The following is a 26,339-nucleotide window of genomic DNA, read 5'->3' as shown; positions in this document are numbered from 1 at the left end:
GCCAAGCCCGCCTAGCCGGTCAGATCTGCGAATAGGGCGTCGGAGCCAGGATCTGGTTTCCTATTCCCGTGGTGATTTCGGGGTCGGTAAGTCCCGGTGTCGCGATCAGCGTGCGCCAGGCCGGATCCGTGGCAAATGTCTTCCAGTTCCGCTCGCGCGTCGCAAGATCCGGGAAGGTCAGCATGTAGGTCAGGCTGGGAAGACGATGCCCCGTCAGGTCCTTGGCAAAGAAGACCGGTGTCAGGCCGGTACGACGGAATATCGCAATCTCCCCGCCGGTGTCGAACATGTCGATTTTGGTGGCGCCCGACTTGTCGCTATGGCTGTAATATGTCCTCAGCTCGAAGATGCGCGCTGCGTTGCCACTGGCGGCGTCTGGAACCTCGAGGTCCGGGACGTGCGGGAAGGCCCGCATCAACTTGACGTCCATCGAGGCGTAGGGCGGCGCCTCGGGCGTGGCATTGGCAAACGGCTCGGCCGCCTTGGCATAGCGCGCGTCAGCGCTCATCCTGTCGGGCATGGCAAGGAAATCCGCCATCGAGGGATGCGTGACGAGGACGAGGACGCTCGGGCTGCCCTCACCGATGGCGACCGTGAATACCCCCACCGGACCGCACCCCGCGCGCCTTGCGGCGGGGATGAAGGCCTCGCGGAGATAGGCGTCGAGGCGTGCCCGCATCGGGCCGTTGACCAGATGATAGGTTCGAAGCTCGTAGATGACCTGGCGGGTGGCTGGCCCGGGGCGGGACTGCGCACGCGCGTCGGCGCTCGCGAGCGTCACGCCACCCAGCGCGGCGCCAGCGAGCAGCGAACGTCGATCAACGGGATACGCCATAATGTCTGCTCCAAGCTCATTTTCCGCAACGAAGCGCATGCTGCCAGCATCGTCAATGGATGAGGGCAACGGCGAGCCTTTCCGCCTATAGGTTGACCCCTGGAGATGCTCACAGCCCGCCCTGGAACTGGAACGTGAACCGATAGGGCAGGGGCTCGTCGCGTCGCCCGCCCGATCGTTTGGACGGCGTCGCTGTGACAAGCGTCAGACTGCCGTCGGCGACAGTGACGGGATTGCCGAGCGTCAGATCGAGTTGCCTGGACCACCCGCCGCCCAGAACGGTAACCCGCACCACGAGCCGCCCCTCCCAGACACACTGGGTGTCGACCGGACAGCGGCTGTCCTCGATCACCTTGTCGGCTCTCACGCGTGGTCCGTTGACGGCGGCGATCTGGCCGAGGCGCACCGGACCCTCGATGGGCCGCTGCGCTGCGCAACCCGCGAGCAGCGCCGCCACCGTCAGGAGCAGGCTTGACCTGACCATGTCCGAGCGTTCAGCCGCAGGTTGCGGAAACGATGCGGCCGTCGGCGATCGTGACGGTGACGCGCTCGATGCGGTAGTCCCTCGTCGTCGGATCGCCCGGCGCGATGCGGCGGACGATCGTGCCCCCCGTGCGCTTGAGGATGGCGGCGTCGTCCGGAGCGACTTGCCCTGCCAGCGTCGCGGCGGCATCGGCCTTGCACGCCGCGGTTTGGCCACGGTCCGCGGCTCCGGTAGCGGCACAGGCACCGAGGCCGAGCAATGCCACGACCGTGCCGGCCATAATCGTCTTCATCGCGTATCTCCTTCGAGGTCGCACCGCGGATAGCGGGGCCAAGCTGAACCAAAGACGACGCCGGTGAGGCCTGGCCTTGGTCGCCGCCGCAATTATCGCGCGGTGCGATCAGGCACGTCAGCGATTGCCGATCAACGCGGCGATCGGCAACGCCTGCGGCGCGGCCCGCAACGCGTCCGCCATCGCGCGGTGCGTCTCGCGGTCGCAGCCATAGTCGTACAGGAGGTGACCCGAGCGGCTGCCGTCGGTCCATCGCACGTCCGCAGACGGCAGATCGGACGCGTACATCCGACAGCGGTCCGGCCCGGTCAGCAGCCGTTCGCCCTCTGGAAGATAGGGCTGCAACCGCGTGAAGAAATCGCCGACCTGCGCGGGTGTCGCTTTGAACCGGCGTTCGCCGAGCGTCGCCGTGTTGCTGGTGCCGGTAAACACGCCGGCACCGTCGGCCGCGAGCGTCACGGTATAGACCGGGCAGGTCCCGTGGCACGGTGTCGTCGCGTAGGTCACGCTGCGGATTTGCGGTTTCGAGGGTATGCCGGCTTGCGGCCCCACGCCTGCACCGGTCGTGCATCCGCCGAGCGCGATAATTCCCGCTATCAATCCAATCGTACGCACCATCATCATCGTCCTTTTGTCATTGCTGCCGGTCGATCCCGAGCCTCTCGGGTCACGCCGGCACGAGCTCGATGTTTCGATGATCACCGATGATCTCGAGCACGATTTCGAAATAGGTCTGCCCCGTGCCGTGGCGCAGCGCGTCGAGCTGACGACCGATCACGGTCACGTTGAATATGTCGGGCCTCTGCATCTTTTCGGACAGGAAGGCCCGCGTTGCCTCGATGCCGAGCGCCGCGCGGCTTTGCGCCATGTCCTGCCAGACGAGGCGGACCGGCTCGCGTCCCGTGATCGCGCCATAGCCGCCATAGAGCAGGTCGTCCAACGCATCGAGGCTGTTGGCCAACTGCCAATCCTCTCCCGCCATGAAGACCCGGTTGATCTCGGCATAGAAGGTGGGGATATCGACGATATTTCCGCCACTCATCGTCAAGGTCTTCGTCACGGCAGACGGGCCTGCATGGTTTCGTATGCTTGCAGCGGGCTCCAGGCGAGCGAGGCAGGCTTTGTACGCGCTTCCCGGTCGAGCAGCCCGCCGCGACTATAAACCGACAGGCACCCGCGCGCGCTCATAGCATCTCCAGCGGCACAGGGCCGCGCGGGGCAGGAAAGGCGTCATCCAGTCGGGCGACGATGTCGTCGGACAACGCGAGATCGGCGGCGTTCCGGTTTTCGCGCACATGCCCGACCGTGGCGGCTTTCGGGATCGCGATGACGTTCGGGTGCCGGAGCGTCCAGGCAAGCGCGGTCTGCGCGGGCGTTGCCGCGATGTCGGCACCGATAAGCGCCAGCTCCGCAGCGTCGATCAGCCTGCCTTGCTCGACCGGGCTATACGCCATCGCCGACATGCCATTGCGTGCAAGCCACGGCAGCAGATCGCGTTCGGGGCCGCGGCGCGTGAGGTTGTAGAGGATCTGATCGGTCACGCACGCGGCGCCGCCGGCATCGATCAGCTCGTCCATGTCCTGCGTGTCGAGATTGCTCACGCCCCAATGACGGATCTTTCCCGCCTTCGTCAGCGCCTGCATTCCCTCGATCGTCTCGGACAAGGGTATGCGGCCACGCCAGTGCAGCAAGTACAGGTCAAGTCGATCCGTGCCCAGGCGGCGAAGGCTCGCCTCGCACGCGCGCTGCAACCGATCGCGCGACGCATTCTGTGGATACGCCTTGCTCACGAGGAACACATCGTCACGGACATGCCCCAGCGCCTCGCCGATCAGTTGCTCCGCGGCGCCGTCGCCGTACATCTCCGCCGTGTCGACGAGCGTCACGCCAAGCTCGACGCCGGCCCGCAGCGCCGCGATCTCTTCCGCGCGCCGTGCAGGGTCCTCGCCCATGTTCCATGTCCCCTGCCCGAGACAGGGCACATGCGTGTCTTTCGCGATTTGGACGGTACGCATCTCGATCTCCTGCGGCGCGGTCGCCGCGTTCGCCTGCAGAACGCGCGGGCGTGCGATCGATCCCGCGCTTTGAATGAACAATAGGACCGGCCGGCGCGTCCTGCTTGCATCGGACGGACGTTTTGCGCGATCGGTGCGCAGCGAGCGACGCGACCACGGAAAGGGAATGCGATGACCGAGGCGATCTGGGGCGACACGACCAAGACACCGGAGATCGACTGGCGCATGAGTGCGGCGCTGGAAAATGTGCCCAGGGGCGATGGCGACCTTCCCGAAGTCACCAACCTGGCCGGTGCGGTGCGGGCGTGGGTCGACCTCGATCCCGATCACAAGGCGGCGGCGGTGCTGACGACCGAACGCGCTGTCCTGATCGACGGCGTATCCTCGACGTCGTTCACCGGGGATGGCATCGCGTCACTGGCCGAGCGTCTTCCTGCAACGCCTTCCGCGATCGGAGGCTGACGGCGATGGCGCAGCCCAGCGTTCGTTTCGAAGGCGGTTCCGGCATATGGGTTGCGGAACGCGAAAGCGTCGGCTTTGTCGGCACGACCGATCTGGGTGAGGTCGAATTCCTGATCACCGCGGATGCGCTTGCCGAACTGATCGACCCTGCGCTCGACGGCATCGACCCCGAGACCGCGATGGAAGGGTTCGAGGAGCATGAGGATGAAATCCACCACATTGCCCGACGCGAATTCGTCAGGCGCCTGGGGGGCGAGCCGCCTATATTGTTGACGTCCGCGGATCTGGACGATCAGTAGCTGACGCACATCGGCGTTACGCTCGACCATGCGGCGAGGCTGGAGCTCGGCGCCGCGGCGCTCACCAACGAGGTGGCAAGGACGGAATGATCATGATGAAGGCGCAGACGATGCGGCAGTTGCGCCGGATCCACCATTATATCGGCGTGTTCTTCACGCCCGCGATCCTGCTGTTCGCGCTCAGCGGCGCGCTTCAGACTTTCCGGCTGCAGGAGGAAAAGGGCTATGGCGGTACGCCGCCGACCTGGATCGTGTGGATGGCGAGCGTCCACAAGGATTCCGCAACGCCCCGCGATCGGGGCGGTGAACGCAAGGCGCAACGGCCCGTCGCGAGCGCGGCAGAGCGGAACCGGCCGACCACGAAGCCCGCGCCAGCGTCCAGCAAGCCGTCCCGCCTGCCGATGCAGGTCTTTGTCGCGCTGCTGTCGGTCGGCCTGATCGTCTCGTCGGTATTGGGTGTCATGATCGCGCTCAACAATGCGGCGACGCGGCGCGTATCGATCCTCATGCTGATAATCGGAACGGTGCTGCCGCTGCTCCTCATGCTCTGACAGGCGTTGGCGAAAGCCGTGCGGCGTTCAGGAAACAGGGTAGGGCCGCGCGCCCGGCTGCACTAACGCATCGTGATCCACGGCGATGACTTGCCGCCGTTCTCTGCTGCCGACATGCTGCGCCCTATGATGATGACCCTGATCCTGAGCGTATTCGTGGTGCCGCCAGCCGCAGCAATCACGGCGGTGCTGGGTTACGCCGTCAGACGGAGCCGCAGCGCCCCGAATGCTGCTGTGAGCGCAGTGGTCCTCGTCGGCACGGTCGTGCCACTCGCGATGCTCGTCTACGGCCTGTACGTCTCGTGGCCATGGCCCTGGGCCCGACCCGAGGCGCTTCACGACGGGCTCGGACAACCAGGCGCGATCCTGGTTGCGACCAGTGGGCCAGCATGGCTGGTCTGTCTCCTGGTCAGCCGGCATATCCTGCGTCGCGAAAGAACCCGATGATCCGCCATCGGCCGGTCGTCAGACCCGCCGCATGGTGCCGATGATCCCGCCGGGCCTTGCACGATCATAACAAGAAAATGCTTTATCTTATTAATCACAGCGGCGAGAAGGGCGTTGAACACACGATCGATGTGTCGCCACGGGAAGGATGATGTTCGATGCCACGACCCTGACCGGCACGCCGTTCAAGAACGGACGTAAAGCCTCCGACATTCGACGGTAGCCGCGCGAGGTTCCGCGCGATGTGAGAACCGTCTCGCCCCGGCCCGCTTCCTGCGCCGCATCTGCCGCGCAAAAGCCTCGTGAAGGACTTCCCAGATGGCATTTCTCCGATCGATCGCCCGGCACCGGGTCGCTTTGTCGCTGCTCTGCGCGACCAGCGCGGCGCAGCCGCTGGTCGCGCAGGAACCCGTGACGACGCGCACGCCCGCGACCCCGCTGATCGCGCATGATCCGTATTTCAGCGTCTGGAGTCTCGCCGACACGACGACGGAGCAATCGACCCGGCACTGGACGGGTACGGACCAGCAAATGACCGGATGGCTCCGTGTCGACGGCACGCCGCTGCGCTTCATGGGGCAAGGCGGGGCCGGCGACGCGATGAAGCAGACGTCGCGCGCACTGACCCCGACGCGCACCACCTACGAGTATGAAGGCGGGGGTGTCCGGTTGACCGCGACGTTCTTCACGCCCGCACTGCCCGACGATCTCGATCTGCTCTCGCGGCCGGTGACGTATCTGAGCTGGACGGTGCGCGCGACCGACGCGCGCCGCCACGCCGTGCAGCTGTATTTCGACGCAAGCGCGCAGCTCGCAGTCGACAACGAACAGCAATCCGTCGTCTGGGGCACCAGCCGCGTCGGGGACATGGCCGTGATGCGGATCGGTACCAACACGCAGCAGGTGTTGGAGAAGGTCGGCGACAATCTGCGCATCGACTGGGGCTGGGCACAGCTCGCCGTGCCGCGACAGGCGGGGACGATGACCGCGACGGTTGGCGAAAGCGGACGCGATCGATTCCTCAAGTCCGGCCGGATGCCCGACGCCGACGACATGGCGATGCCGCGGCTCGCGCATCAGGACCGGCCGGCGATGGCGATGCTGGTCGACTTCGGCGACGTCGGCGAGACCGCGGACACGCGGCGCGCGATGGTCGCCTATGACGACATCGACGGAATCGAGTATTTCAAGCGGCGGCTGCCCGCCTATTGGCGGCGCGACGGCATGACGATGGCCGACGTCCTGCTCAAGGCGGAGGCGGAGGAAACGGCTCTGCGCAAACGCGGCGAGGCATTCGACCGCGAACTCACCGCCGACCTCGAACGCGTCGGCGGCCGTGCCTATGCGGAGATCGCGGTGGTGGCGTACCGGCAGACGCTGGCCGCGCACAAGCTCGTCGCCGACATCGACGGGCGACCGCTGTATTTCTCCAAGGAGAATTTCAGCAATGGCTGCATCGCCACGGTCGACATCACCTATCCGACGTCGCCCTTCTTCCTGCTGCTCAATCCCGATCTGCTCGAGGCGCAGCTGCGCCCGATCCTCGACTATGCGCAGATGCCGCGGTGGCGCTTCCCCTTCGCGCCGCATGACATCGGCACCTATCCGCAGGCGAACGGCCAGGTCTATGGCGGCGGCGAGCGCACCGAGGACGACCAGATGCCGGTCGAGGAAAGCGGCAACATGCTGCTGATGATCGGCGCGATCGCGAAGATCCGCGGCAATGCCGATTTCGCGGAACGCTATTGGCCGCTGCTGCAACGCTGGGCGGTCTATCTGCGCGACAAGGGCCTCGATCCCGAGAATCAGCTCAGCACCGACGATTTTGCCGGCCACCTCGCGCACAACACCAATCTGTCGATCAAGGCGATCAGTGCACTCGACAGCTATGCCGAACTTGCCCGGCTACTCGGCAAGAAGGCGGAAGCGACGCGCTATCATGCGCTGTCGCGGCAGATGGCCGCCAAGTGGCTCACGATGGCGCAGGACGGCGACCATACACGGCTGGCATTCGACCGCCCCGGCACGTGGAGCCAGAAGTACAATCTCGCCTGGGACAAGGTACTCGGCCGCAACCTGTTCCCCGCATCGCTGTTGCGCCAGGAGGTCGGTTTCTACCTGAAGAACCAGCAGCCCTACGGCCTGCCGCTGGATAGCCGGAAGACCTATACCAAGCTCGACTGGATCGTCTGGAGCGCGACACTGTCCGACGACCGGTCGGAGTTCGAGCAGCTGATCGCGCCGGTGCACCGCTACATGCGTGAAACGCCCAGTCGCGTGCCGCTCAGCGACTGGTACGAGACGAGGGACGGGGCGCAGGTCGGGTTCCAGGCACGCGCCGTGGTCGGCGGTGTGTACATGAAAATGCTCACGGCGCCGGCGGTATGGAGCAAATGGGCCGGGCGCGCGCGAAAGCCGCAGTGACGCGGATCGCCGGGTCGAGATCTGCAAGAGCGCGTTGCTGCAGCGCAGCAAAGCCGAAGCCCCTGCCAGCACAAGTTTTTCTAGCCAGCCTGCGTGGTCGGGTCGGTCTAGATCGGCGGCTCGCTGTCGCCTGTGCAAGCGCGCAGGCGGGCGGCAGGATTCGACAGGGATAATACGAAATGATGGTCACCGAGCTTCTGCTCACCGCCGCCGCACTCGCGACGGCCGCCGGACAGGCGTCCCCCGCTTCGGCGCAACGGCAGGCGCCACGTCCCGTCGGGGGCCAGTCCGAAGAGGCGCAGGCGGCACCCGTCGCGGACGCTGCGTCGACGCCCGAAGAGGGTGACGACATCATCGTCACCGGCACGCGCGTCGAGGGACGAAGCCGTCTGGACAGCGCATCGCCGGTCGACGTGCTCAGCGGAGCCAGCCTGCAACGGCAGGGAACGACCGAGCTCGGCGCGGCGCTGTCGGCGATCGCGCCGTCGATCGACTTCCCGCGCCCCGCCGCCAACGACGGCACCGACGCAATCCGCCCGGCGACGCTTCGCGGCCTGTCGCCCGACCAGACATTGGTGCTGGTCAACGGCATTCGCGGCCACACCTCGGCGCTGCTCAATACAAACGGCACCGTCGGGCGCGGATCGGCGGCGGTCGATCTGAACACGATTCCGACCGTCGCGCTCGACCGGATCGAGGTGCTGCGCGACGGTGCATCGGCACAATATGGCTCGGATGCGATCGCGGGCGTCGTCAATCTCAGGCTGCGGCAGGCGCGCAGCGGCGGCGGCGCGCAGGTGACCTACGGCTTCTACAATACCAAGGTCGACACCGCGCGCGGCAGCCGCGACGTCACCGGCGAGCACACGCTGACCGCATCGGTCTGGCAGGGCATCGGGTTTGGCCGGGATGGCTATCTGACTGTGTCGGGCGAGTACACCAAGCGACTGCCGACCAATCGCGCGGACTTCGATCCGCGCGTCAGCCCGACCCGTGTGACCGGCCGCTACGGTGATCCCGCGGTCGAGCAATATACCGGCTTCGTCAACGCGGGGACGTCGCTCACCGATCATCTAAGCGTCTATGCGTTCGGCGGCTATCAGGACCGCGACAGCCGCAGCGCGGCATTCCCGCGGATCGCGACGACCGCCGCGCAGCCATTGCTCGATCGGGCGGGCTATTCCGCCGGCTTCCTGCCGATCATCAACACCAAGTCGAAGGACATCAACTCGGCGGTGGGGCTGCGCGGCGACGCCGCGGGGTTCGATATCGACCTGTCGCTCAGCTATGGCCGCAACACGATCGACTTCCGGACGCTCAACTCGGCAAACTACGCCTTCGGGACCGCGACCCCGCGCACGTTCGACGACGGGTCGCTCGCCTATGACCAATATGTCGCCGGGCTCGACGTCACGCGCAAGTTCGACGTGTTCGAGTCGCTCAACGTCGCCTTCGGGATCGAGGGACGGCGTGAGGGGTACAAGATCACCGCGGGTGAGCTTGCATCCTACGGCTATCCGGTGGCGGGGACGGTCACAGGTATTCCCGCCGGTACCAGCGTGGCGCCCGGCGCGCAGGGATTTGGCGGCTTCTCGCCTCTCAACGCGACCGAGCGGAGCCGGCGCAACGGCAGCATCTACCTCGATCTCGACGCGCAGGTGACCGACTCGCTGCTGCTCGGGATAGCGGGGCGCGCCGAGGACTATTCCGACTTCGGCACCACCGCGACGGGCAAGGTCTCGGCGCGCTACGATATCGCCGACTGGTTCGCGGTGCGCGGCACTGCCTCGACGGGCTTCCGCGCGCCGTCGCTCCAGCAGCAATATTTCACGCAGGTCGCGCAGGTCGTGAGCAACGGCGTGCCGATCCAGACCGGCACCTACCCGTCGACCAGCGCGGTCGGTACCGCGCTCGGCGGGTTGCCGCTCGAGCCCGAAAAGTCGACCAACCTGTCGGTCGGTACGGTAATCCGCGCCGGCGGCTTCGACCTGACCGTGGATGCCTATCGCATCCATATCCGCGACCAGATCGGCCTGTCGGAGAACATCGCGGCGACGTTCAGCCCGCAGGTCGCGGGACTACTGAACCCGTTCAACGTCTCGGCGGCGCGGTTCTTCATCAACGGGCTGGCCTCGACCACCAAGGGGATCGACGTGGTCGCGCATTACCGGCTGCGAACCGCGACTGCCGGGGCGTTCGACCTCACGCTCGCCGGCAACATCAACGACGTGAAGGTGACGCGCGTGCCTACCTCAACCGCGACGCTCAACCCTGCGCCGACCCTGTTCGCACGCAGCCGCATCCTGACGCTGGAGGACGGGACACCGCAGCAAAAGGTGACCGGCACGCTCGACTGGTCGCTCGACGAGATCGGCGCGCTCGCCCGCGTGACCTATTATGGCAACGTCAACCAGGCGGGAACGATCGCCAGCGCCGACGTCCATACGGGCAAGCACGCGATCACCGATCTCGAGCTGCGCTATGCCGCGGCGAAGGGCGCGCAGATCGGGCTGGGGGTGAGCAACGTGTTCGACGTCTATCCGGATCGGACGATCGCGGCGAACAACTCGACCGGGGTGCTGGGCTTCCCCTATTACTCGCCGTTCGGCTTCAACGGCCGCTACCTCTACGCGCGCCTCGGGGTGAACTGGTAAGCTGCTTCCCTGGAAAGGCGGCGATCCGCGTCGCCTTTCCTTCCTCGCCTGGCGACCCGCGGGCTGGAGCGACGACGAACGGGCATCAGCCCCCCGAGCAGCGCGCCGCCGCCGCAGCCAGTGGAGCAGGCCCGTCACGAACAGCAACGCGGGAACGAAGCCCAGCACGACCGCGAGAACGCGCGTCGCCAAACCCCCGACCGTTCCATCGTGCAACGTACGGATCCAGCGCGCGACGACCGAACCGGTGCCGCCTCGCCGGACATCATGCACCGCGAGCACCCGGCCGGTGGGCTGATCGAGGAAGACATAGCTGCCGGGGAACCTGGGGTGGGGGTCGCCGGGCATCTGGAGACGCACCCGGATCGGCGAATCCGGGGCGGTCGGCATGTCGACGAAGACGATGCGACCGCCGGGCAACGCGCGCTGCGCCAGCCGGAACGCCTGCACGATCGTGGTCCGGCCTGCGCCACCGTCCGGTGGCTTCGGTGCGGGGATGGGGGCTGGGTGCAACAGCGTCTGCGTGACCGATGGCAGCGCGAGCAGCACGCCGGTCGCGACCAACACGAACAGCAAGGGCATGCTCCAGAGCGCGGACAGCTTGTGCACGTCGCGCAGCCGGCGGATCGGGGCGGCGTCGCGCTTGAACGCGAGCGCCTTGCGCCAACTTCCGCGCGGCCACCATGCGACGACACCGCTGATCAGCAGCAGCAGCAGGACGACACCCGACCATCCGACCACCTGACCGCCGACGTCACCGGCGAGTAGCTGCATGTGAAGCTCGTAGAGCCAGGTCATGAGGTAGCCGCCCCATTGTTCGGCGCGGAGGATGTGCGTGCCGTCGCCCGAGAACCAGACCATCGTCCGGTCGGCGTGATGCCCGGGCGCCGGATAATAGCGGGCCTGGATCGCGCCGCTCTCGCGCGTCACTTCGAACGTCCACTTGCCCTGCGCATCGTGCCAGCGGGCGCGCCCGGTTGCCAGCGCGCGATCCCATGCAGGCGAGGTCATGGCTGGCGCGGGATCGTTCTGCCGCGCCTGGATCGCTGGATGCAGCGCTGCGTCGATGCCGGTGTAGAAGACCAGCGCCGACCCCGTCAGCCCGAGCACGACGAACAGCAGGCCGAGGCTCAGGCCCAGCCAGAGATGAAGACGACGCACGAGGATGCGCGCGCGTGATGCGGCGGATCGGCGATGCCCCGCCATGCTCAAAACCGTGTCGCGAGTGCGACTTCGAACGATCGCGGCGCGCCGATATAGACGTTGGTCGTCGGGTAGCCGGAATACTCGCCGTAGAACGCGTCCGTCAGGTTCCGCCCGCGCAGCGTCAGCGTCGCGTGCGGCGCGACCGGGAACGACACGCTGGCGTCCAGCACGCTATGCCCGGCCACCCGGATCGTGTTCGCGGTATCGGTGTAGAACGCACCGGCGTGACGCAGGAAACCGCCGAGCGTGACACTGCGCGCGATCGTGTAGAGCGCCGACGCGTTGACCGTGGTCGAGGGGATGTTGATCGGGCGGTTGCCACTGCGGTCGATCCGCACGCCCGCCACGAGTTCGGACAGTTCGTCATAACGCGCGTCGGTGTAGGACACGCCGCCCGACAGCCGCAGCGCCGGTACGGGCGCGACGACACCGGACAGCTCGACACCCTGAGAGGATTGCCGGCCACCCTGTACGGCGAGCGCCGGGTTGGCGGGGTCGCGCGTCAGGATATCGCGTTGCGCGATACGGTAGGCCGCACCCGTGACGCTCGCCCGTCCGCCCCATGTGCTCGCCTTGAACCCGGCCTCATAGGCACGGCCCGTGGTCAACCGGAACCGGCTGTTGGCGATCGATGCCAGCAGGATCGACGACACCGGCGATACGGCCGTCGTGTATTGTGCGTAGAGCGTCACCCCCGGCGTCACGTCCCACGTCGTTCCCGCCCGCCACGACACGGGATCGAAGGTCGGGCTGTTTCGATCGACTGCACCGGTCGCATTCTGTGTCGTCGCGCGATCGAGCGCCATGTGATCCCAGCGCAGCCCGCCGACCAGCAGCCATTTGGGTGTCAGGTTCAGCGCGTCCTCCACGAACACCGAGCTCTGCTTCAGCCCGGAGTCGAACGTGACGTTGCCCGCGGTGAAGATCGCCGTTCCGCTGGGCAGGGGGACGATCGCCGGGTTTCGGACGTCCACCGCCGGCAGCGCTGCGGCCGCCGCGGTCTGTCGCAGGCTGACGAAATCGGTATCGTTATGCTCGATCCCGAGGCTGACGCGGTTGTGCAGACCGGCGATACGGCTGTCGTTACCCACGACGCCGCGCGCGTTCCAGAACCGGTGATCGTGCCGGAAGTCCTGATAGGTCTGACGGAAGCTGCCATGCGGGAACGCCGCAGTCGGCGCGACGAAGCTCTGGCTGTCCGCGAGCAGGAACGCACGGTCGGCGGTGTAGCCCGTCAGGTCGAGCGCAACGCTCCATCCGCCGGCGATTGTCCAGTCGAGGCGCGAGCGGATCGTCGTCTCGTTCGCGCCTGAATAGGCGCCCTGCGGGTTATAGTTGCGCCGTCGCAGCGCGCGATCTGCGACCAGCCCCGTCGCCGACGTGACGGCGTCGGTAGGGCGCAGGGCATATTGGCCCGGGATCAGCGGCAGGCCCTGATAGGTCGCGTCATAGCGATCCTCGAAATGATCGACCGCGACCAGCAGCGAAAGCCGGTCGCTCGGCCGCCACAAAGCGCTCGCGGTCAGTCCGGCCGAAAGCGTGTCGTTGTTGTCGACGTCATAGAGGCTGTCCGATCGCTGGTAGCTGGCGTCCGCGCGCACCGCGATCGTGGAGGATAGCGGCAGGTTGACCCCGCCCGCGGCAAAGACCGTGGCGAAGCTGCCGACCGAGAGCAGCGTATCGAGGTGGCGTTCGCCCAGCACCGGCTTGCGCGTCACCTTGTTGACGACCCCGGCCAAAGCGCCCTCGCCATAGAGGACGGACGCCGGCCCCTTCAGCACCTCGACCCGGTCATAATGCCAAGTGTTGCTGTCGCGCTGGACGACGGTCGACGCCGAAACCCGCACCCCGTCCTGAAGGATCGACACGGTGTTGCCCGCGAAGCCGCGCAGGCTGACGACCGCCGGATTGCCCGGCACGTTGCCGGCGATAGCACCCACCACGTCGTTGAACGCCTCGCGCGCGGTACGGAGACCGCGGATCTGCAGGTCGTCCTGTGTCAGCACCTCGACGCTCGCCGGTGTTTCGCGGATCGAAAGGCCGAGGCGACTGCCCGCCTGCGCCTGGTCGTCGAGCTTGAGAGGGTCGCGCTGGCCGGTGACGACGATCGTCGCGTCGGTGCGGTCGACGGCGATGTCGCGCCTCTGTGCGCTGACCGGAACGGCGAGCGCCAGACAGGGCACGGCCGCGCCTGTCAGCAAATAGGATCGGAGCATGGGAATACCTCTGGCCGGCCCGGTGCCGACGATGGCGCAGGCCGCAATTCACGAACGCGCCGACGGGAACGGCGCGGGATGACGGGTCAGAGGTAAGCGGGGGCGCGCGCAACGGCGGGCGTAGAAAGGCCGGTCTTGCGGGCGCGGGCACGCGCGTCGCAACCACGCCGACGGCGAGGATGAAGGCGATCAGGCTGGCAAGCTGGACCGGGTCGATCGCGTTGGTCACGGCGGCCGAGAGGCCGGAGAAGGCGCACGGCATCTCGGCCTTGCCGTGATCGCCCGCCTTGCCGTGATCGGGCATATCCCCGTGCATTCCGGGCATATCGCTCATCGTGACCGGTCCCGCGCCCGGACAGAGCGTGATGGCGATCCGGCCGTGAACGCTCGCGACCATGTAGCCGGTGGGTACCAGCACCTTGAGCAACAGCGTCGCCACGCACAGCAGCACGGCCAGATGGCGTTGCGCGAGAAGGTGGCGAATGGCCTGCACGCCGGGCAAGTACCGGGGCGGGAGCGGCGTGTCACCCGGACATTCCGCCCTACCGCCCGGCCACCGACGCGCGCCGTAATCAGCGGATCGCCGCGCCGGTCTGCCGATGCGTTAATCTCACTGCATCCGGGTCATCCGGCGATCGTGAACACCGACCCGGAATCGACCCGTATGCCCGCGCCGTTGATGAAGCTGGCGCGCTCCGAGCACAGGAATGCGACGGCGGCGGCGACCTCCTCGGCCCGTCCCCGGCGCTTGAGCACCATGCCGGGACGTTCCTCCTCGAGGAAGCTGTCGATCGCCGCATCGAAGCTTTCGCCGCGCTCGTCGGCGCGCTTGCGCATCATCTTGTCGGTCATCGGCGTCGCGATGAACGCGGGCGAGACGGTGTTCACGAGGACATTGTCGCCGCCATAGGCCTTGGACAGACCTTTCGCGAGGCTGAGGATCCCGGCCTTCGACGCGCAATAGGCCAGTTCGTCGACATAAGGCTGAACCGCATCCTCGGAGGCGAACAGCACGATCCGGCCCCAGCCGCTGTCGCGCATCGCCGGGATCGCCTCGCGGCACATGCGCACCGCGCCCATCAGATTGATGTCGAGCGTCTGCTGCCAGCCGGCATCGTCGACGTCGAGGAAATCGCCTGTGGCACCTGTCACGCCTGCCGCGTTGACGTAGATATCGGGGGCGCCCAGCCGCTCGCGAACCTCCGCCCAGATCGCGCGGACATCATCGATGCTGGTCACGTCGCCCGTCACCGCGACGACCTCGCCGAGCGGCGACAGTTCGGCCAGTGCATCGTCGAGCGTACCGCCCGGCTGGTCGGTGATCGCGACGCGCACGCCCGCCTCGAGCAGCAGTCGTGCCGTCTCCTTGCCCATCCCCGAATCCGCGCCGCTGATCAGTGCGATACGACCCTTGATACCCAAATCCATGATGATCTCCTCAGAAACGCGATGCGAGAAAACGGTCGGCGGTGCGCAGCGACAACGCCATGATCGTCAGCGCGGGGTTGGCCGCCAGCGCGCTCGGGAAGACGGAGTTGTCGCATATCAGCAGATTGGGAACGTCGAAGCTGCGGCCGTCGGGATCGACCACCGCCTCGTTGCCGTCATGCCCCATGCGGCAGGTGCCGATGGTATGCGCCGAGCGATCGACCGCGAAGATGTCCTGCGCCCCCGCCGCCGCCCAGATGTCGGTGAGCGTGCGCCGCGCGTGGCGATCGATCGCCTGCTCGTTGGCATGATAGCTGAAGTCGATCCGCGCCTTGCGGTGACCGAAGCCGTCGACCTCGTCGGCAAGCGTCAACCGGTTGTCGGCATGCGGCAGGCACTCGCCGTTGATGCCGATCCCGGCCATCCGGTTGTAGCCGCGAAGGATCGTCTGCAGCCGTTCGCCCCAGAGACCCGCGCCGCGTGCCAGCCCGGTGGCGAGATTGACGGGCAGCACGCCGAGGCTCTGGATCAGATAGCCCCCCGCGCAGCCGGCATCGCCGGGTCGCATCATGTCCTCGCTGATCAGCGACGAGGGATAGCCGCGGTTCATCCGCATCTCGGCGTCGAACCGGCCCCAGACCTGCGTCGCGACATGCGCCATGAAGTTGCGCCCGACCTGACCACTCGAATTGGCGATGCCGAGGTTCAGCAACAGGCGCGGTGTCTCCACACCGCCCGCGCACAGGAAAACGGCGGAGCAGCGCTGGCGATGCTCCTGGCCATCCTGATGATACACGACCGCATTGATCCGGCCGCTGCCGTCGAACGCGAATGACACCACGCGCGCGCCGGCCCGGATCTCGGCCCCATGCGCCACCGCGACCGGCAGATAGGTCGTGTCCATGCTCGTCTTGGCGGCGTTGCGGCAGCCCTGGTGGCAGGTCCCGCAGTTGACGCAAGCTTGCCGCTGTCCCCAGTGCGGCTGATCCCGGTCGCGCGAGACCAGCGCGGCGGGGGCATCGGTCGCGGTGATCCCGACCGCTGCGCAGCCGCGCGCCATCGCATCGGCCGACGCGTTGCGCGCGACGGGGGGATAGGCATAGCGGCGTACGGGATCCCAGGGATAGTCCGCTGGCCCCGATACGCCGGTGTCCTGCTCCACCTCCTCGATGTAGCGGACGAGTTCGGCATGCGCGATCGGCCAGTCGGCGCCTTCGCCGGTCAGGGTCTTCAGTTGCAGGTCGCGCGCATCGGGACGCGGGCAGAACGCCCCCCAGTGCAACGTCGAGCCACCGACGCCCATACCCGAATTGTTCGATCCGAACGCGGTGGGCGTCGATCCGCCGCTCAGTCGTTCCTCCATCCAGTAGATGTCGGCCGCGACCTCGTCGGCGACATGCTCTTCGGGCCGGAACGCACGGCCGGCCTCCAGCGCCACGACCGACAGCCCCGCTTGTGCAAGACGCGCGGCAAGCGGTGCGCCTCCGGCACCCGTGCCGATCACGACCGCATCGACGACATCCGTTGCGGCATGGCGTGGCGTCCTCAAGACCGACGCTCCGCCGAGGGCTGCCATGCTTCCCGATCACCGGCACTGGTGCGGGTATAGCCCTGCTTGCGCCGACCATCGCCGCCGACCGCAAAGCCGTCATAGCCGATCGCCGCCATCGTTGCCGGCAACGACATCCAGACGCGGACCGTCTCGGCACGCACGTCTTCGAACCAGAGTGTCATCTGTGCGGGGGAAAGATGCGCTTCGTCATCCTCGATGCCGACAACGCCGCTCGCGATCCGGTCCAGCCATTCGCTCTGGGCCTGAGGCGCGAGCATGGAAAAGTCGCCGGTGGCTGCGTTCAGCGTCGCGAGCCCGCGTACCCATGCGTCGGCATCGGGCGGCAGGGCAGCGAAGCGCCAGCCGTCGCCGGTGCCCTCGGCGATGCCGGCAAGGATCCGATCCGCCAAGTCGCGGTCGGCGCCGCAATCGGGCAGGATCTGCGCGACGAGCGCCGCAACGGTCGTGCTGTGCTCGTCCGTCCAGATCGCAGCGCGCGGCGGCGGGGGACGCATCCGGTCGAGCATCACGCCGCGCGTCCGGTGGCTGACGCGATCGGACCCGAGCAGCCGGGCAAAATCCTGCGGCAACATCGCGTGCGCGACCGCGGTCGCGTGATCGCGGATCAGCGCGGCGAGACGCTGCGGCTGTTCGTAGGGGATGAGGTGCGCCGCCCCCTCGACCGTCTTCACCACGGCGGTGGCAAAATGCGGCAGGTTGAGCCGGCGCTGCGCGTCCTCACCGAGATCGCCGTCTTCGGCGCCCGCGAGGATCAGCGCGGGGATCGATATCCGCCCCGCATCGGCACTCCAGTCCTCGCGGCTGCCGCGTTCGAGCCAGCCGACCCAGGCGTCACGGCTCGAGTGCAGCACGTCGTCGATCGCCTGTTCGCGAAACGATCCCGTGAGCGGCGTCGCCGTGTTGGCATCGACGAAGGTCGCTGCGTCTTCGCGCGCAATCTGCCCGTCGGCGAACCAACCGATCATCTCCGCGCGGCGATCCTCATCCATCGGTTCGGGGGCAGGGGGTGATGCCGCAACCAGCACCACGCCGAGGACGCCCGACAAGCCGATCTCCCCCGCTGCGGCGCGCGCTGCCACAAGCGTGACGACCTTGCCGCCCATGCTATGTCCGACGAGCACGCACGCGGTGAGGTCGCGCGAGCGGATCTCGTCCGCGAGCCAGTCCGTCAGCGTCTCTACGTCGGCGTGACCTGCATCCGCGGCGCCACCTAACCCCGGCAGGTCCAGGGCAACGCAGTCATTGTCGGGCAACGCGTCGACGACCTGCCGCCATTCCCGGGCGCTGGCGCCAAGCGCGTGTAAGAACACCAAAGTTGGTCCGGGCATGTAACCTCGCGATTCTATCCCCTGCCGGACGATGCAGACACCGGTCCGTTCCTTGGCTCGAACCGGTCAGGGTGATCTGAATCAATTTACCGTCCGTTTGCGCGGGGCCAGCGCAAAGGTGGAAGCCCGTGCCGAGAAGTGCGGGGCCGCGACGGGACTACCAGCGTCCCTCGGTCATTCGGCGCTGGCGTTCGGCTTCCGCCGCGCTGGTGCTGGGATGCGGGTGGGGGCCGATCGCGACCGGCCCGGCCGGTGCCCAGCGCGTGACGATCACGCCCTTCGCGCCGACCTGCTGGTCGATCAGGCGCAGCGTCCCCGGCGGCGTGCCGTCGCCGAACAGCCGCTTGCCGGTGCCGAGCACGACGGGGAAGGTCATGAGCACCAGTTCATCGATCAGCCCGGCCGCCAGCAGCGGCGGGTACAGCGTCGATGATCCCTGGATCAGCAGGTCGGGACCGTCGCTTAGCTTCAGCGCGCCGATCGCGGCGATGCCGTCGAGACGATGGCTGTTCGCCCACTCGAGCGGCTGATCGCTGTCCGTCACGACATGCTTGTCGGCCGCGGTGAACGCGTCCCCCATATCGGCCATCTCGCCCTCGACGAACGGCCAATAGGCCGCGAAGATGTCGTAGGTCCGCCGGCCGAGGAGCAGCGCGTACGGCGGTTCGAACAGCCCGCCCAGCACCGGGTCGATCACGTCGTCGCCGACGCCGAACACCCAGCCGCCCAGGTCGAAGCCGCCCGTCGGGTCTTCGGTCGGTCCTCCGGGGGCCTGCATCACGCCGTCAAGCGATACGAACGCCGCGCCGGTCAGCTTACGCATCGATCAGATCCTTTCGGTGGATGCCATGCTGCGTGACGTTTTCCGCGCGAAACCGTCGCGGCGCAAGCGCCGAATTGCCGTTCCGCAGGGCCTGAACCAGCGTCTCCTCGCGTGGCGAGCGTCCGCGCTACCGGCATGCTGCCTGTCATGGCTCAGATGCGGAGCAGACCCGTCATCGGGCGATCGCGTGTCGCCTGCGCGAACAGGCCACGCCCGACCCGCTCGGGATCGAGCGCAAGACTTTCCGCGGCGGCACCGGCGATCAGCGAGTCGAGCGCACCCGTCGGGCGCAGGTCGCGCGCTTCGTAGAGGTTCGCGGGCGCCAACCCCGGCCAGTCCGCAATCACGCGGCCGCCCTTGACCGCGCCGCCGACCAGCATCGCCACCGATCCCGTGCCATGGTCCGTCCCGCCGGTCCCGTTGACCGCCACGGTGCGGCCGAACTCGGTCGCGACGAGCACCGTCGTATTCGCCCAGACCGGGCCTAACCCGTCGCGCAGCGCGGCGAGCATCGCGTCGAGGTTCCTGAGCTGGTTTGCCAGCCGGCCTTTCTGCGCGGTGTGCGTGTCCCATCCGAGCGTTTCGAGCATCGCGATCCGCGGGCCGTTCGGCTTGGTCAGGAAACCGGCGGTGAGGCGGCCAAGGCTCGCGGGGTCCTGTCCGCTGTTCGCACCGGTCGCAAGGCCCTTCGTCTCGAGCGCGGCGGCCCAGGCGGTGTGGAGTTGCGGATCGTCGGCGTAGAGCGCGGTCACGCGCGTCATGAGGTCGTCCGCCGCATGCGGCAGCGCGGACGGCGCGAACGACGCGACCTGGACGGAACCGCGCAGCGCGGTCGGCACCATGGGCGCGATTGCGATCGCCTCGTCGCTCGATCGCGGGAGCATCGTGACCAGCCGGTTGAGCCAGCCGTCACGCATGACATAGGGCTGCGCGCCACCCGTTTCGAGCACGTTCTGGCCATCGAAATGCGACCGGTCGCGGTAAGGCGAGGCAACCGCGTGGACGAACAGCGCCTGGCCCTGCCCATACATCCGGCCGACCTCGGCGAGCGCCGGATGCAGTGAGAACATGTTATCCAGCCTAGTTCCCGCGTCATCTCCGATCAGGTCCCCGCGAAGGCCTGCGAAGGCTGGATCGCCCGTCGGGCGGAGGATGTCGAGGCCGTCCGCCGCGCCGCGCTGGATGATGAAGACGAACCGGCGGTCGGTCGGCACGGTGGCGAGCGCGAGCCCGGGTGCGACGAACAGCGCGCCCGCGCCGATCGCGGCGGTGGACAGGAAACTGCGACGGGCGATCATCGGATCATCTCCTCAGGAAATCGGGTGAGACCAGCACCAGCGCCAGCGCGCTGGTCGGGCTTTCGGCACGCGCGATCTGTTCTGCGGTCGCGGCGCCCAGCGATGCGGGCATGATCCTGGGCGCGAGCGTGCGCGCGTCGATCGTATCGCCGAGCGGCGCGGCCAGACGCTGCGCGATCTCGACGCGGCGCAGCAGCGCGTCCGATCCGGCCCAGCTTGCGGCGACGTCGTCCCACCCGGCGGGCGTGCCGGGTTTCCAGACACGCTGGCCGAGCTGGATCTGCAGCGCGGCCATCTGCATCTGCCCAGCCTGCCGGCGACCGAGCCCGCGCAACGACGAGATCGTCCATTCCCACGGCGTCTTGAACTTGGTGGGGCGCGCGACCCACGCCTCGGGCGACGCGATCAGCGTGCGGTAGAGCGTCGGCAAATCGCCCTTGCTGCGCGTGAAACTTGCCGCGAGCCGCGCGATCATCGCGGGTGGTGGTGCGTCGCCGGCGAAATGGCGGGCGAGCTTGGTCGCGACGTGCGTCGCGGTCGCGGGGGTCCGCGCGAAGTCCGTCAGCGCCGCGCGCGCCTGCGCCTCGCCGTCCTGCGGATAGGCTTTGCCGAGGATCGTGCGGGTGCCCGGCTCATGCCGTGCGGGTTTGAACGCGAACTGGTTCGCGTCGCCGTCCGCATCGCGTCCCGCGCCCAGCCCGTCGACGGTCCAGCCCGTCAACGCGCGCGCGAATTCGGTGACGTCGCCCTGCGTATAGCCCGACCGGACGCCAAGCGTATGAAGCTCCATGATCTCGCGCGCCAGATTCTCGTTCAGGCCGCGCTTGCGGTCGGGGTTGCGTGCGGCGGCCGCGCTTTCGGGACCGATGGACTGGATCTGGTTCAGGTAGATGAGCATTGCCGGATGCCGTTCGGCGGCCAGCGCCATATCGGCGAAGCGGCCGAGCACGTGCGGCCGTATCGCGTCACGCTCGAATGCGGCGGCATAGGCGGTCGTCTGCGGATTGTCGGCCGAGATGCAGAAATGGTTCGACCAGAAATGCACCATGCGCTCGACGAACGGCGCCTCGGTCGCGAGCGCGCTGTCGGTGCGGGCCTGGACGCCCGCGCGATAGAGCGCCTGCATGTCCTGGCGAAAATCCTGGCGCCCCGCCTTGAGATCGGGCTTCCGATCGACGCCGACATCCTGCCGGGCAGCGCGGCGGATCGCCTGCTGCCCGGCCTGATAGCGCTGCACCGCTTTCCCGGCATCGTCGAGCGCGGCGAACCCCGCGGGGCGAACCTCGAACCGGTCGAACTGATCGACCAGCCAGCGGCTAGGATCGGCGGGCGGAAGGTCGCGCGCGCGCGCGCCCAGACCGAAGCGGTTCAGCGCGATCGCGGCGGGCGATCGGAAGGCGGGTTGGACAGGCAATGCTCGTACCTCAATGATGTACCAGTGACTTCAACGCGCGTGGGGCCGCTTTCCGGCGCGGCGTCATTAGCGCGGCGTCAGTTGCGGGACGGGGGCACGCGACCGGCGCGGCGTTGCATCGCGTCGGCGAGCTTCGCGCGGTCCGACTGGGTCAGCGTCGCAGCGAAGGCGACCGCGCGACGCTCGACCGCCGCACGCACCGCCATGTCGCCGGCCCGCGCGCGGTCGAGCGCGGCGACGACTGCCGCCTGGTCGAGCACCGGCTGGCGCAGCAACAGCGCGGCCTCGGCCTTCGCGGTGCGCGCCTGCACGATCGTCGGCCGCATCGCGCGACGCGCCTCGCGCAACGCCATCCGGAATGGCCGGCGCTCGGATTCGGGCAATTCGGCGCCTGCGATCCTGAGCGACCCGGCGTTGATCATCCCGCCCCCCGTCCGCAGCGAGACGAAGCCCGCGACCAGCGCCGCCGCCAGGAACAGGTTGAGCACGACCGAGACGAGGATCGCGATACGAAGCGTGTTCATGGTCATCCTTCCTGTGGATCGACGGCACCGAACGACGTGACGTTTTCCTGCGGCGCATCGCCAGAAGACACCGTCGCGACCGTCGCGACCGCCGCGGTACCCGACGCCGCACCCGCGAGCGCCGCCGCGATGCCGATCCCGGACCACCACCAGCGAACGCGTCCGGCGGGGTTCCGGCGCGGCATGTCCCGGTGGCCGGCGATCCGGTCGGACAGCGACGATGCCGGCGCGGGAACGCTCCACGCGTCGAGCATCGTATCGACCGCCAATGCCTCCTGCAGGATCGTCACCGCCTCGGGGTTTGCCGCGATCCGCATCGCGGCGTCCCGCTGATCCTCGGGCCAGCGCGCGATGACACCGCCATAGGCATCCGCGAGTGCACGGAAGCGATCGAGGGTCATTGGTTCACGCATGCCTCATCCTCTCGTGGCGCGGCGAGCCGCGCGCGCAGCGTCCGCCGGCCACGCGCCAGCAGCGATTCGAGCGCTTCGACGCTGATGTCGAGCGCCAGCGCGGCCTGCGTGCCGGACAGATCCTGATAATGCACCAGCAGGATTGCCTCGCGTTGACGCTCGGGCAGCGCGGCGATTGCGCCGGCAACGTCCCGGCCACGCTCGGCGGCCAGCAACGTCGCTTCCGCATCGGGGGCCGGATCGATCGTCTCCGGCAGCGTGTCGGTGGTGACCTCGCGGCGCCGCCGCAGCCTGTCGCGGCACAGGTTGAGCACGACGACATGAAGCCAGGTATCGAAGCGCGCCCGGCCCGGCTGCCACGACCGCGCGTGTTTCCAGACGCGTACAAACGCCTCCTGCGCGACGTCCTCGGCCTCGGTCGTGTTGCGCAGCATGCGGGTGGCGAGCCCGAGGATGCGCGGCAGTTTTGCGGCAACCAGCATCCGCGCCGCCGCCGGCTCGCCGCGGCCGACGCGCTCGACGAGCGTCGTATCGGGATCCAGATCGCTCAACCGCGTATCGCCCTACGTCCATGCCGGTCGATCCCGCATCACGACACGGTCGCGTCGCGTGCGGGTTTGCCCTTCCTCGCGCGCACCGCGGCGCGCTCTTCGGCAGTCAGTACATTGTCGCCGTTACCGTCCATCCGCGCGAACCGAAGCGTCAGCATGGCATCGATTTCGGCAGTGTCGAGCAGGCCGTCGGCATTTTTGTCCAGTGTCGCAAAGCGTCTGGCGGTCCCCTGCTTGCCACCGGCGGCGAGAAACTCGGCCTCGCTCACCATCCCGTCGCCATCCGTATCGCGTGCCAGCAGCCGTTCTGCTTGGCGTTTCAGGAAGGCCTGTCGCGTGAGACCCGCCGGCGCGGTCTGTGCCGCGCGGGTCGCCGTGGCGGCTTGCTCGACGGGTTGCGCGCAGGCTTGGACGGAGGTCAGTGCAAGCGCCAGACCTGCGCCGCGCACCGTTATCCCAACGATGGTCTTCATGGCTTTTCCTATCCGGCACACGGCCCGGAGCGAATTGGGTCATTGGTGCCGACAGGGACGGCGGCTGGCGGCGTCCCTGCTCGACCTCGTCCTAGCGGTAGCGCCAGCCGCCGTGCCAGCGATAGCGTTGGCCCCAATAGCGGCGGCCATCCCAATAGCCGCGCCCGTGGTAATAGCGTCCGACCACCACGCGTGGTGCGACGACGACGCGACCGCGATTGGGCCGGCAATAGCCGCCGGGGCCACGGTGCGCACCGACGCCGCACCCCTGGCGCGCGTCGGCTGGTACCGACACCGTCAATGCCGCCCCGGCCGCGAGTGCGGCAAGCAGGATTGTCCTCATCATGCTCCTCCTCAAGGATCCGTCGCACCGCCTGTCGCGGCTGCGAACTCCCTTTGAACGCGACCAGGCACGGCTTCCGTCGCGATCTCGGCGAAAAAGATCGCTGGCGCGCAGGCGTCATCACGGTGAGGATCCGGTGGCCGGGTCCTGGTTCAGGGTCCCGGGAAAGGCTCAGCTGGTGCGATCAGCTGTGCAGTATCCCGGGATCGGACCGGCTCGCGCGTCCCGTCTCGATATGACCGGCCATTCGCCGCTGCCATCGCGAACCGGCTTGCTCGACGACGAGATCATACCAGTGGTCGTTGCCGGCGATCGGGTAGATGACGGTTTGCCGCGCGCCGGCCTCGAGCGTGACTATCGTTGCGGGCATGGGCGTATAGGCGTTTGCCCGCACCGTCAGTTCGCATTTGCCGGCCCCATGATTGATCATCGTCAGCGCGATCGCGTCGCCCGTGCCACGCCGTTCGAGCCGCAGCTCGGGTCCGGTCGGGTTGCGAAATTCGCGCAGGAAGCCGTTGGGGCCATGCACCGCGAGTGCTGATATGGTCGCAAAGCGCCCGGTGACGGTCTTGCCCGCGCCGATGGTATAGAACCACGGGCCGGCCCTGCCGTCGCTACTGTAAACGCTGAACACGGCGGCGGCGCTGCCCGCATTGACGAACGCCAGCGTCCAGCCGGACGTGCCGTCGTCGACGCCGTGGACCTCCAGCGCGTAGGGGAGGGGCGTGCCGGACGCTGGCCTGGCTCCTGACGGGGCAGCGCCTGGCGTGTGGGCACGGTCGGCGCGGGACGCTTCGCCGAGGCGGCAACGCGGGTCGCGGCATCCGATGTGTCGGGAAACCCACGCATCGCCGATGCATCGGGATCTGCAAAGTCGAACATCGACGTCAGGTCGCCCGTCACGGCGCGACGCCAGGGCGAGATATTGGGTTCGGCGACGCCGAAGCGGCGCTCGAGAAAACGGAGGACGGAGGTGTGGTCGCAGACCTGCGAATTGACCCAGCCGCCCCGCGTCCAGGGCGACACGATCAGCAACGGGACGCGCACGCCAAGCCCGACCGCCTGACCCTGGTAGCTCTCCCCGCGCGTGTCGATGCTGCTGTACCCCATCGTCGGCGAGATTGCCGGCAGTGGCGCGGGCATGTGATCGAAGAATCCGTCATTCTCGTCGTAATTGAGGATGAACGCGGTCTTGCCCCAGACCGCGGGATTGGCGGTCAGTGCGTCGAGCAGCCGTGACGTCAGCGACTCGCCGAACGCGGGCGGTGCCTCGGGATGTTCGGAATATTTGGCGGAGGCGACGATCCACGACACCTGGGGGAGCGTGCCCGCTGCGACGTCGGCAGCGAACGCGGCGACGAGATGGCGCATGTCGCCATCCTTGGAATTTGCCGCGGTGGAGCCCGGCACGATCGCACGACCGCGACGATGCAGCACGTCATCCTGCGGCAATCCGCGGAACGCCTTGAAATAGGCGAGCGAGTTGTCGCCGAAATTATCGTGCTCCTGATAGAGCTTCCAGCTGACGCCCGCGCTTTGCAGACGCTCGGCATAGGTCGTCCACCCCGAAGCGGCGAACCCGGGCTTGTCGCTGGCCGCGTCCCCCGTCCAGTTGCCGTCGTCCGCATTTTCGACCGCCTGCCTGCCCGCGTCGCCGACGCTCAGCCCGCTCGTGCCGGAGAAGAGGAACATGCGGTTCGGGTTGGTCGGCCCGTGGATCGACGCGTAATACCCGTCGCCGATCGTGAAGGCGTCGGCCAGCGCGTAATAGAACGGGATATCCGCGCGCGCGAAATAGCCCATCGTCAGCGGGGTCTTGTGCTTGATCCAGCTGTCATAGCGGGCCCATTCGGCGGCATCGCCTTTCCAGCTGTGATCGAGGCTCTTGATCAGCGGACCGCTGGTCGTGACGCTGTCCATCGCGAAGGGCAGCACGGTCGCGCCGCCATCGGGAGTCGGCTGGTGGAAGACGCTCTTGCCCGACGGCAGCATGACGGGGCGTGGGTCGCCGAAACCGCGGACGCCGCGCAACGTGCCGAAATAATGGTCGAACGAGCGATTCTCCTGCATCAGGATCACGACATGCTCGACGTCGGCGATCGACCCGGTGCGGCGGGTCGCGGGCAGCGCCAGCGCCTTGGCGATCGAGGCGGGAAGGGTGCCCGCCGCGGTCATCGCAGCGAGTGTCTTGAGAAAGGCGCGGCGATCGTTGGGCATGGATGTCCTGCTGCTGGCACGTATCGAGCGTCCTACGCCGCCACGCCGGGGGCAAGCCCCGCGCGGCGG

Annotated in this window: 25 protein-coding genes and 4 pseudogenes; 6 read left to right on the top strand and 23 right to left on the bottom strand. The window is 67.8% G+C overall.

Annotation, left to right across the window (positions count from 1 at the left end):
- Positions 1-19 precede the first annotated feature (19 nt).
- The 6 genes from QP165_RS03195 to QP165_RS03170 all read right to left on the bottom strand — a co-directional run bounded on the left by QP165_RS03195 (position 20) and on the right by QP165_RS03170 (position 3,626).
- Entirely contained in the window at positions 20-835 is an 816-nt protein-coding gene (locus tag QP165_RS03195; protein ID WP_333993761.1) for an NIPSNAP family protein, read from the bottom strand.
- 109 nt (positions 836-944) lie between these two features.
- Positions 945-1,319 carry a hypothetical protein gene (locus tag QP165_RS03190; RefSeq protein ID WP_333993759.1) on the bottom strand — a complete coding sequence of 125 codons (375 nt, stop codon included), beginning with the start codon at positions 1,317-1,319 and terminating at the stop codon, positions 945-947.
- 10 nt (positions 1,320-1,329) lie between these two features.
- Positions 1,330-1,611 carry an I78 family peptidase inhibitor gene (locus QP165_RS03185; protein ID WP_333993758.1) on the bottom strand — a complete coding sequence of 94 codons (282 nt, stop codon included), beginning with the start codon at positions 1,609-1,611 and terminating at the stop codon, positions 1,330-1,332.
- A gap of 117 nt (positions 1,612-1,728) precedes the next feature.
- Entirely contained in the window at positions 1,729-2,229 is a 501-nt protein-coding gene (locus QP165_RS03180; RefSeq protein ID WP_333993757.1) for a DUF6438 domain-containing protein, read from the bottom strand.
- Between the two features lie 49 nt (positions 2,230-2,278).
- Positions 2,279-2,671, bottom strand: a complete 393-nt coding sequence (locus QP165_RS03175) for a ribonuclease inhibitor (protein WP_333993756.1) — start codon at positions 2,669-2,671, stop codon at positions 2,279-2,281.
- A 124-nt stretch (positions 2,672-2,795) separates the two neighbouring features.
- Positions 2,796-3,626: an aldo/keto reductase gene (locus tag QP165_RS03170; RefSeq protein WP_333993755.1), complete on the bottom strand. Its 831-nt coding sequence runs from the start codon at positions 3,624-3,626 to the stop codon at positions 2,796-2,798.
- A 171-nt stretch (positions 3,627-3,797) separates the two neighbouring features.
- On the opposite strand from QP165_RS03170, the gene QP165_RS03165 reads away from it, so the two are divergent.
- From QP165_RS03165 to QP165_RS03140, 6 genes are all read left to right on the top strand, one after another.
- Positions 3,798-4,088, top strand: a complete 291-nt coding sequence (locus QP165_RS03165) for a hypothetical protein (protein ID WP_333993753.1) — start codon at positions 3,798-3,800, stop codon at positions 4,086-4,088.
- Between the two features lie 5 nt (positions 4,089-4,093).
- A complete protein-coding gene (locus QP165_RS03160) occupies positions 4,094-4,387 on the top strand; it encodes a DUF1488 family protein (RefSeq protein WP_333993752.1) in 294 nt (97 codons plus the stop codon).
- 92 nt (positions 4,388-4,479) lie between these two features.
- Positions 4,480-4,938, top strand: a complete 459-nt coding sequence (locus tag QP165_RS03155; protein ID WP_333993750.1) for a hypothetical protein — start codon at positions 4,480-4,482, stop codon at positions 4,936-4,938.
- 72 nt (positions 4,939-5,010) lie between these two features.
- Positions 5,011-5,385 (top strand): hypothetical protein, encoded by a 375-nt coding sequence (locus QP165_RS03150; protein WP_333993748.1) that lies wholly within the window; start codon positions 5,011-5,013, stop codon positions 5,383-5,385.
- Positions 5,386-5,703: 318 nt separating this feature from the next.
- Positions 5,704-7,809, top strand: a complete 2,106-nt coding sequence (locus QP165_RS03145; RefSeq protein ID WP_333993746.1) for a glutaminase family protein — start codon at positions 5,704-5,706, stop codon at positions 7,807-7,809.
- Positions 7,810-7,988: 179 nt separating this feature from the next.
- The gene (locus tag QP165_RS03140) at positions 7,989-10,463 is read left to right on the top strand and encodes a TonB-dependent receptor plug domain-containing protein (RefSeq protein WP_333993744.1); all 2,475 of its coding nucleotides are present in this window, start codon (positions 7,989-7,991) and stop codon (positions 10,461-10,463) included.
- A 168-nt stretch (positions 10,464-10,631) separates the two neighbouring features.
- Here the strand turns inward: QP165_RS03140 and QP165_RS19935 are convergent.
- The 17 genes and pseudogenes from QP165_RS19935 to QP165_RS03050 all read right to left on the bottom strand — a co-directional run.
- Positions 10,632-11,669, bottom strand: a pseudogene (locus QP165_RS19935) (PepSY-associated TM helix domain-containing protein); the annotation flags it as partial.
- Between the two features lie 2 nt (positions 11,670-11,671).
- Complete coding sequence (locus tag QP165_RS03125) at positions 11,672-13,885, bottom strand: TonB-dependent receptor (RefSeq protein WP_333993738.1); 2,214 nt, start codon at positions 13,883-13,885, stop codon at positions 11,672-11,674.
- Positions 13,886-13,994: 109 nt separating this feature from the next.
- Positions 13,995-14,336, bottom strand: a pseudogene (locus QP165_RS03120) (hypothetical protein); the annotation flags it as partial.
- A 173-nt stretch (positions 14,337-14,509) separates the two neighbouring features.
- Entirely contained in the window at positions 14,510-15,313 is an 804-nt protein-coding gene (locus tag QP165_RS03115; RefSeq protein WP_333993736.1) for an SDR family NAD(P)-dependent oxidoreductase, read from the bottom strand.
- Positions 15,314-15,323: 10 nt separating this feature from the next.
- Positions 15,324-16,862: a GMC family oxidoreductase gene (locus QP165_RS03110; RefSeq protein WP_333993734.1), complete on the bottom strand. Its 1,539-nt coding sequence runs from the start codon at positions 16,860-16,862 to the stop codon at positions 15,324-15,326.
- A complete protein-coding gene (locus tag QP165_RS03105) occupies positions 16,859-18,196 on the bottom strand; it encodes an alpha/beta hydrolase (RefSeq protein WP_333993733.1) in 1,338 nt (445 codons plus the stop codon). The genes QP165_RS03110 and QP165_RS03105 overlap by 4 nt, the downstream gene beginning before the upstream one ends.
- Before the next feature lie 175 nt (positions 18,197-18,371).
- The gene (locus tag QP165_RS03100; protein WP_333993731.1) at positions 18,372-19,037 is read right to left on the bottom strand and encodes a dihydrofolate reductase family protein; all 666 of its coding nucleotides are present in this window, start codon (positions 19,035-19,037) and stop codon (positions 18,372-18,374) included.
- A 152-nt stretch (positions 19,038-19,189) separates the two neighbouring features.
- A complete protein-coding gene (locus tag QP165_RS03095) occupies positions 19,190-20,335 on the bottom strand; it encodes a DUF1501 domain-containing protein (RefSeq protein ID WP_333993730.1) in 1,146 nt (381 codons plus the stop codon).
- Between the two features lie 4 nt (positions 20,336-20,339).
- A complete protein-coding gene (locus tag QP165_RS03090) occupies positions 20,340-21,749 on the bottom strand; it encodes a DUF1800 domain-containing protein (RefSeq protein WP_333993728.1) in 1,410 nt (469 codons plus the stop codon).
- Between the two features lie 77 nt (positions 21,750-21,826).
- Positions 21,827-22,273, bottom strand: a complete 447-nt coding sequence (locus QP165_RS03085) for a periplasmic heavy metal sensor (RefSeq protein ID WP_333993726.1) — start codon at positions 22,271-22,273, stop codon at positions 21,827-21,829.
- Between the two features lie 2 nt (positions 22,274-22,275).
- A complete protein-coding gene (locus QP165_RS03080; protein ID WP_333993723.1) occupies positions 22,276-22,686 on the bottom strand; it encodes a hypothetical protein in 411 nt (136 codons plus the stop codon).
- Positions 22,671-23,237 (bottom strand): RNA polymerase sigma factor, encoded by a 567-nt coding sequence (locus tag QP165_RS03075; RefSeq protein ID WP_333993721.1) that lies wholly within the window; start codon positions 23,235-23,237, stop codon positions 22,671-22,673. The genes QP165_RS03080 and QP165_RS03075 overlap by 16 nt, the downstream gene beginning before the upstream one ends.
- 38 nt (positions 23,238-23,275) lie before the next feature.
- Positions 23,276-23,710 (bottom strand): signal transduction protein, encoded by a 435-nt coding sequence (locus QP165_RS03070; RefSeq protein ID WP_333993719.1) that lies wholly within the window; start codon positions 23,708-23,710, stop codon positions 23,276-23,278.
- 91 nt (positions 23,711-23,801) lie between these two features.
- Complete coding sequence (locus QP165_RS03065; RefSeq protein ID WP_333993718.1) at positions 23,802-24,053, bottom strand: GCG_CRPN prefix-to-repeats domain-containing protein; 252 nt, start codon at positions 24,051-24,053, stop codon at positions 23,802-23,804.
- Between the two features lie 184 nt (positions 24,054-24,237).
- Complete coding sequence (locus tag QP165_RS03060) at positions 24,238-24,483, bottom strand: phospholipase domain-containing protein (protein ID WP_333993717.1); 246 nt, start codon at positions 24,481-24,483, stop codon at positions 24,238-24,240.
- A gap of 123 nt (positions 24,484-24,606) precedes the next feature.
- Positions 24,607-24,720, bottom strand: a pseudogene (locus QP165_RS03055) (phospholipase domain-containing protein); the annotation flags it as partial.
- A gap of 8 nt (positions 24,721-24,728) precedes the next feature.
- A pseudogene (locus QP165_RS03050) lies at positions 24,729-26,228 on the bottom strand (phosphocholine-specific phospholipase C); the annotation flags it as partial.
- Positions 26,229-26,339 lie beyond the last annotated feature (111 nt).

Origin of the sequence: Sphingomonas sp. 22R3R2A-7, from assembly GCF_036856055.1 — a bacterium.
Classification (GTDB): domain Bacteria; phylum Pseudomonadota; class Alphaproteobacteria; order Sphingomonadales; family Sphingomonadaceae; genus Sphingomonas.
Note: the sequence above shows the minus strand (reverse complement) of the source record. Positions and strands in the feature narration are given on the sequence as shown.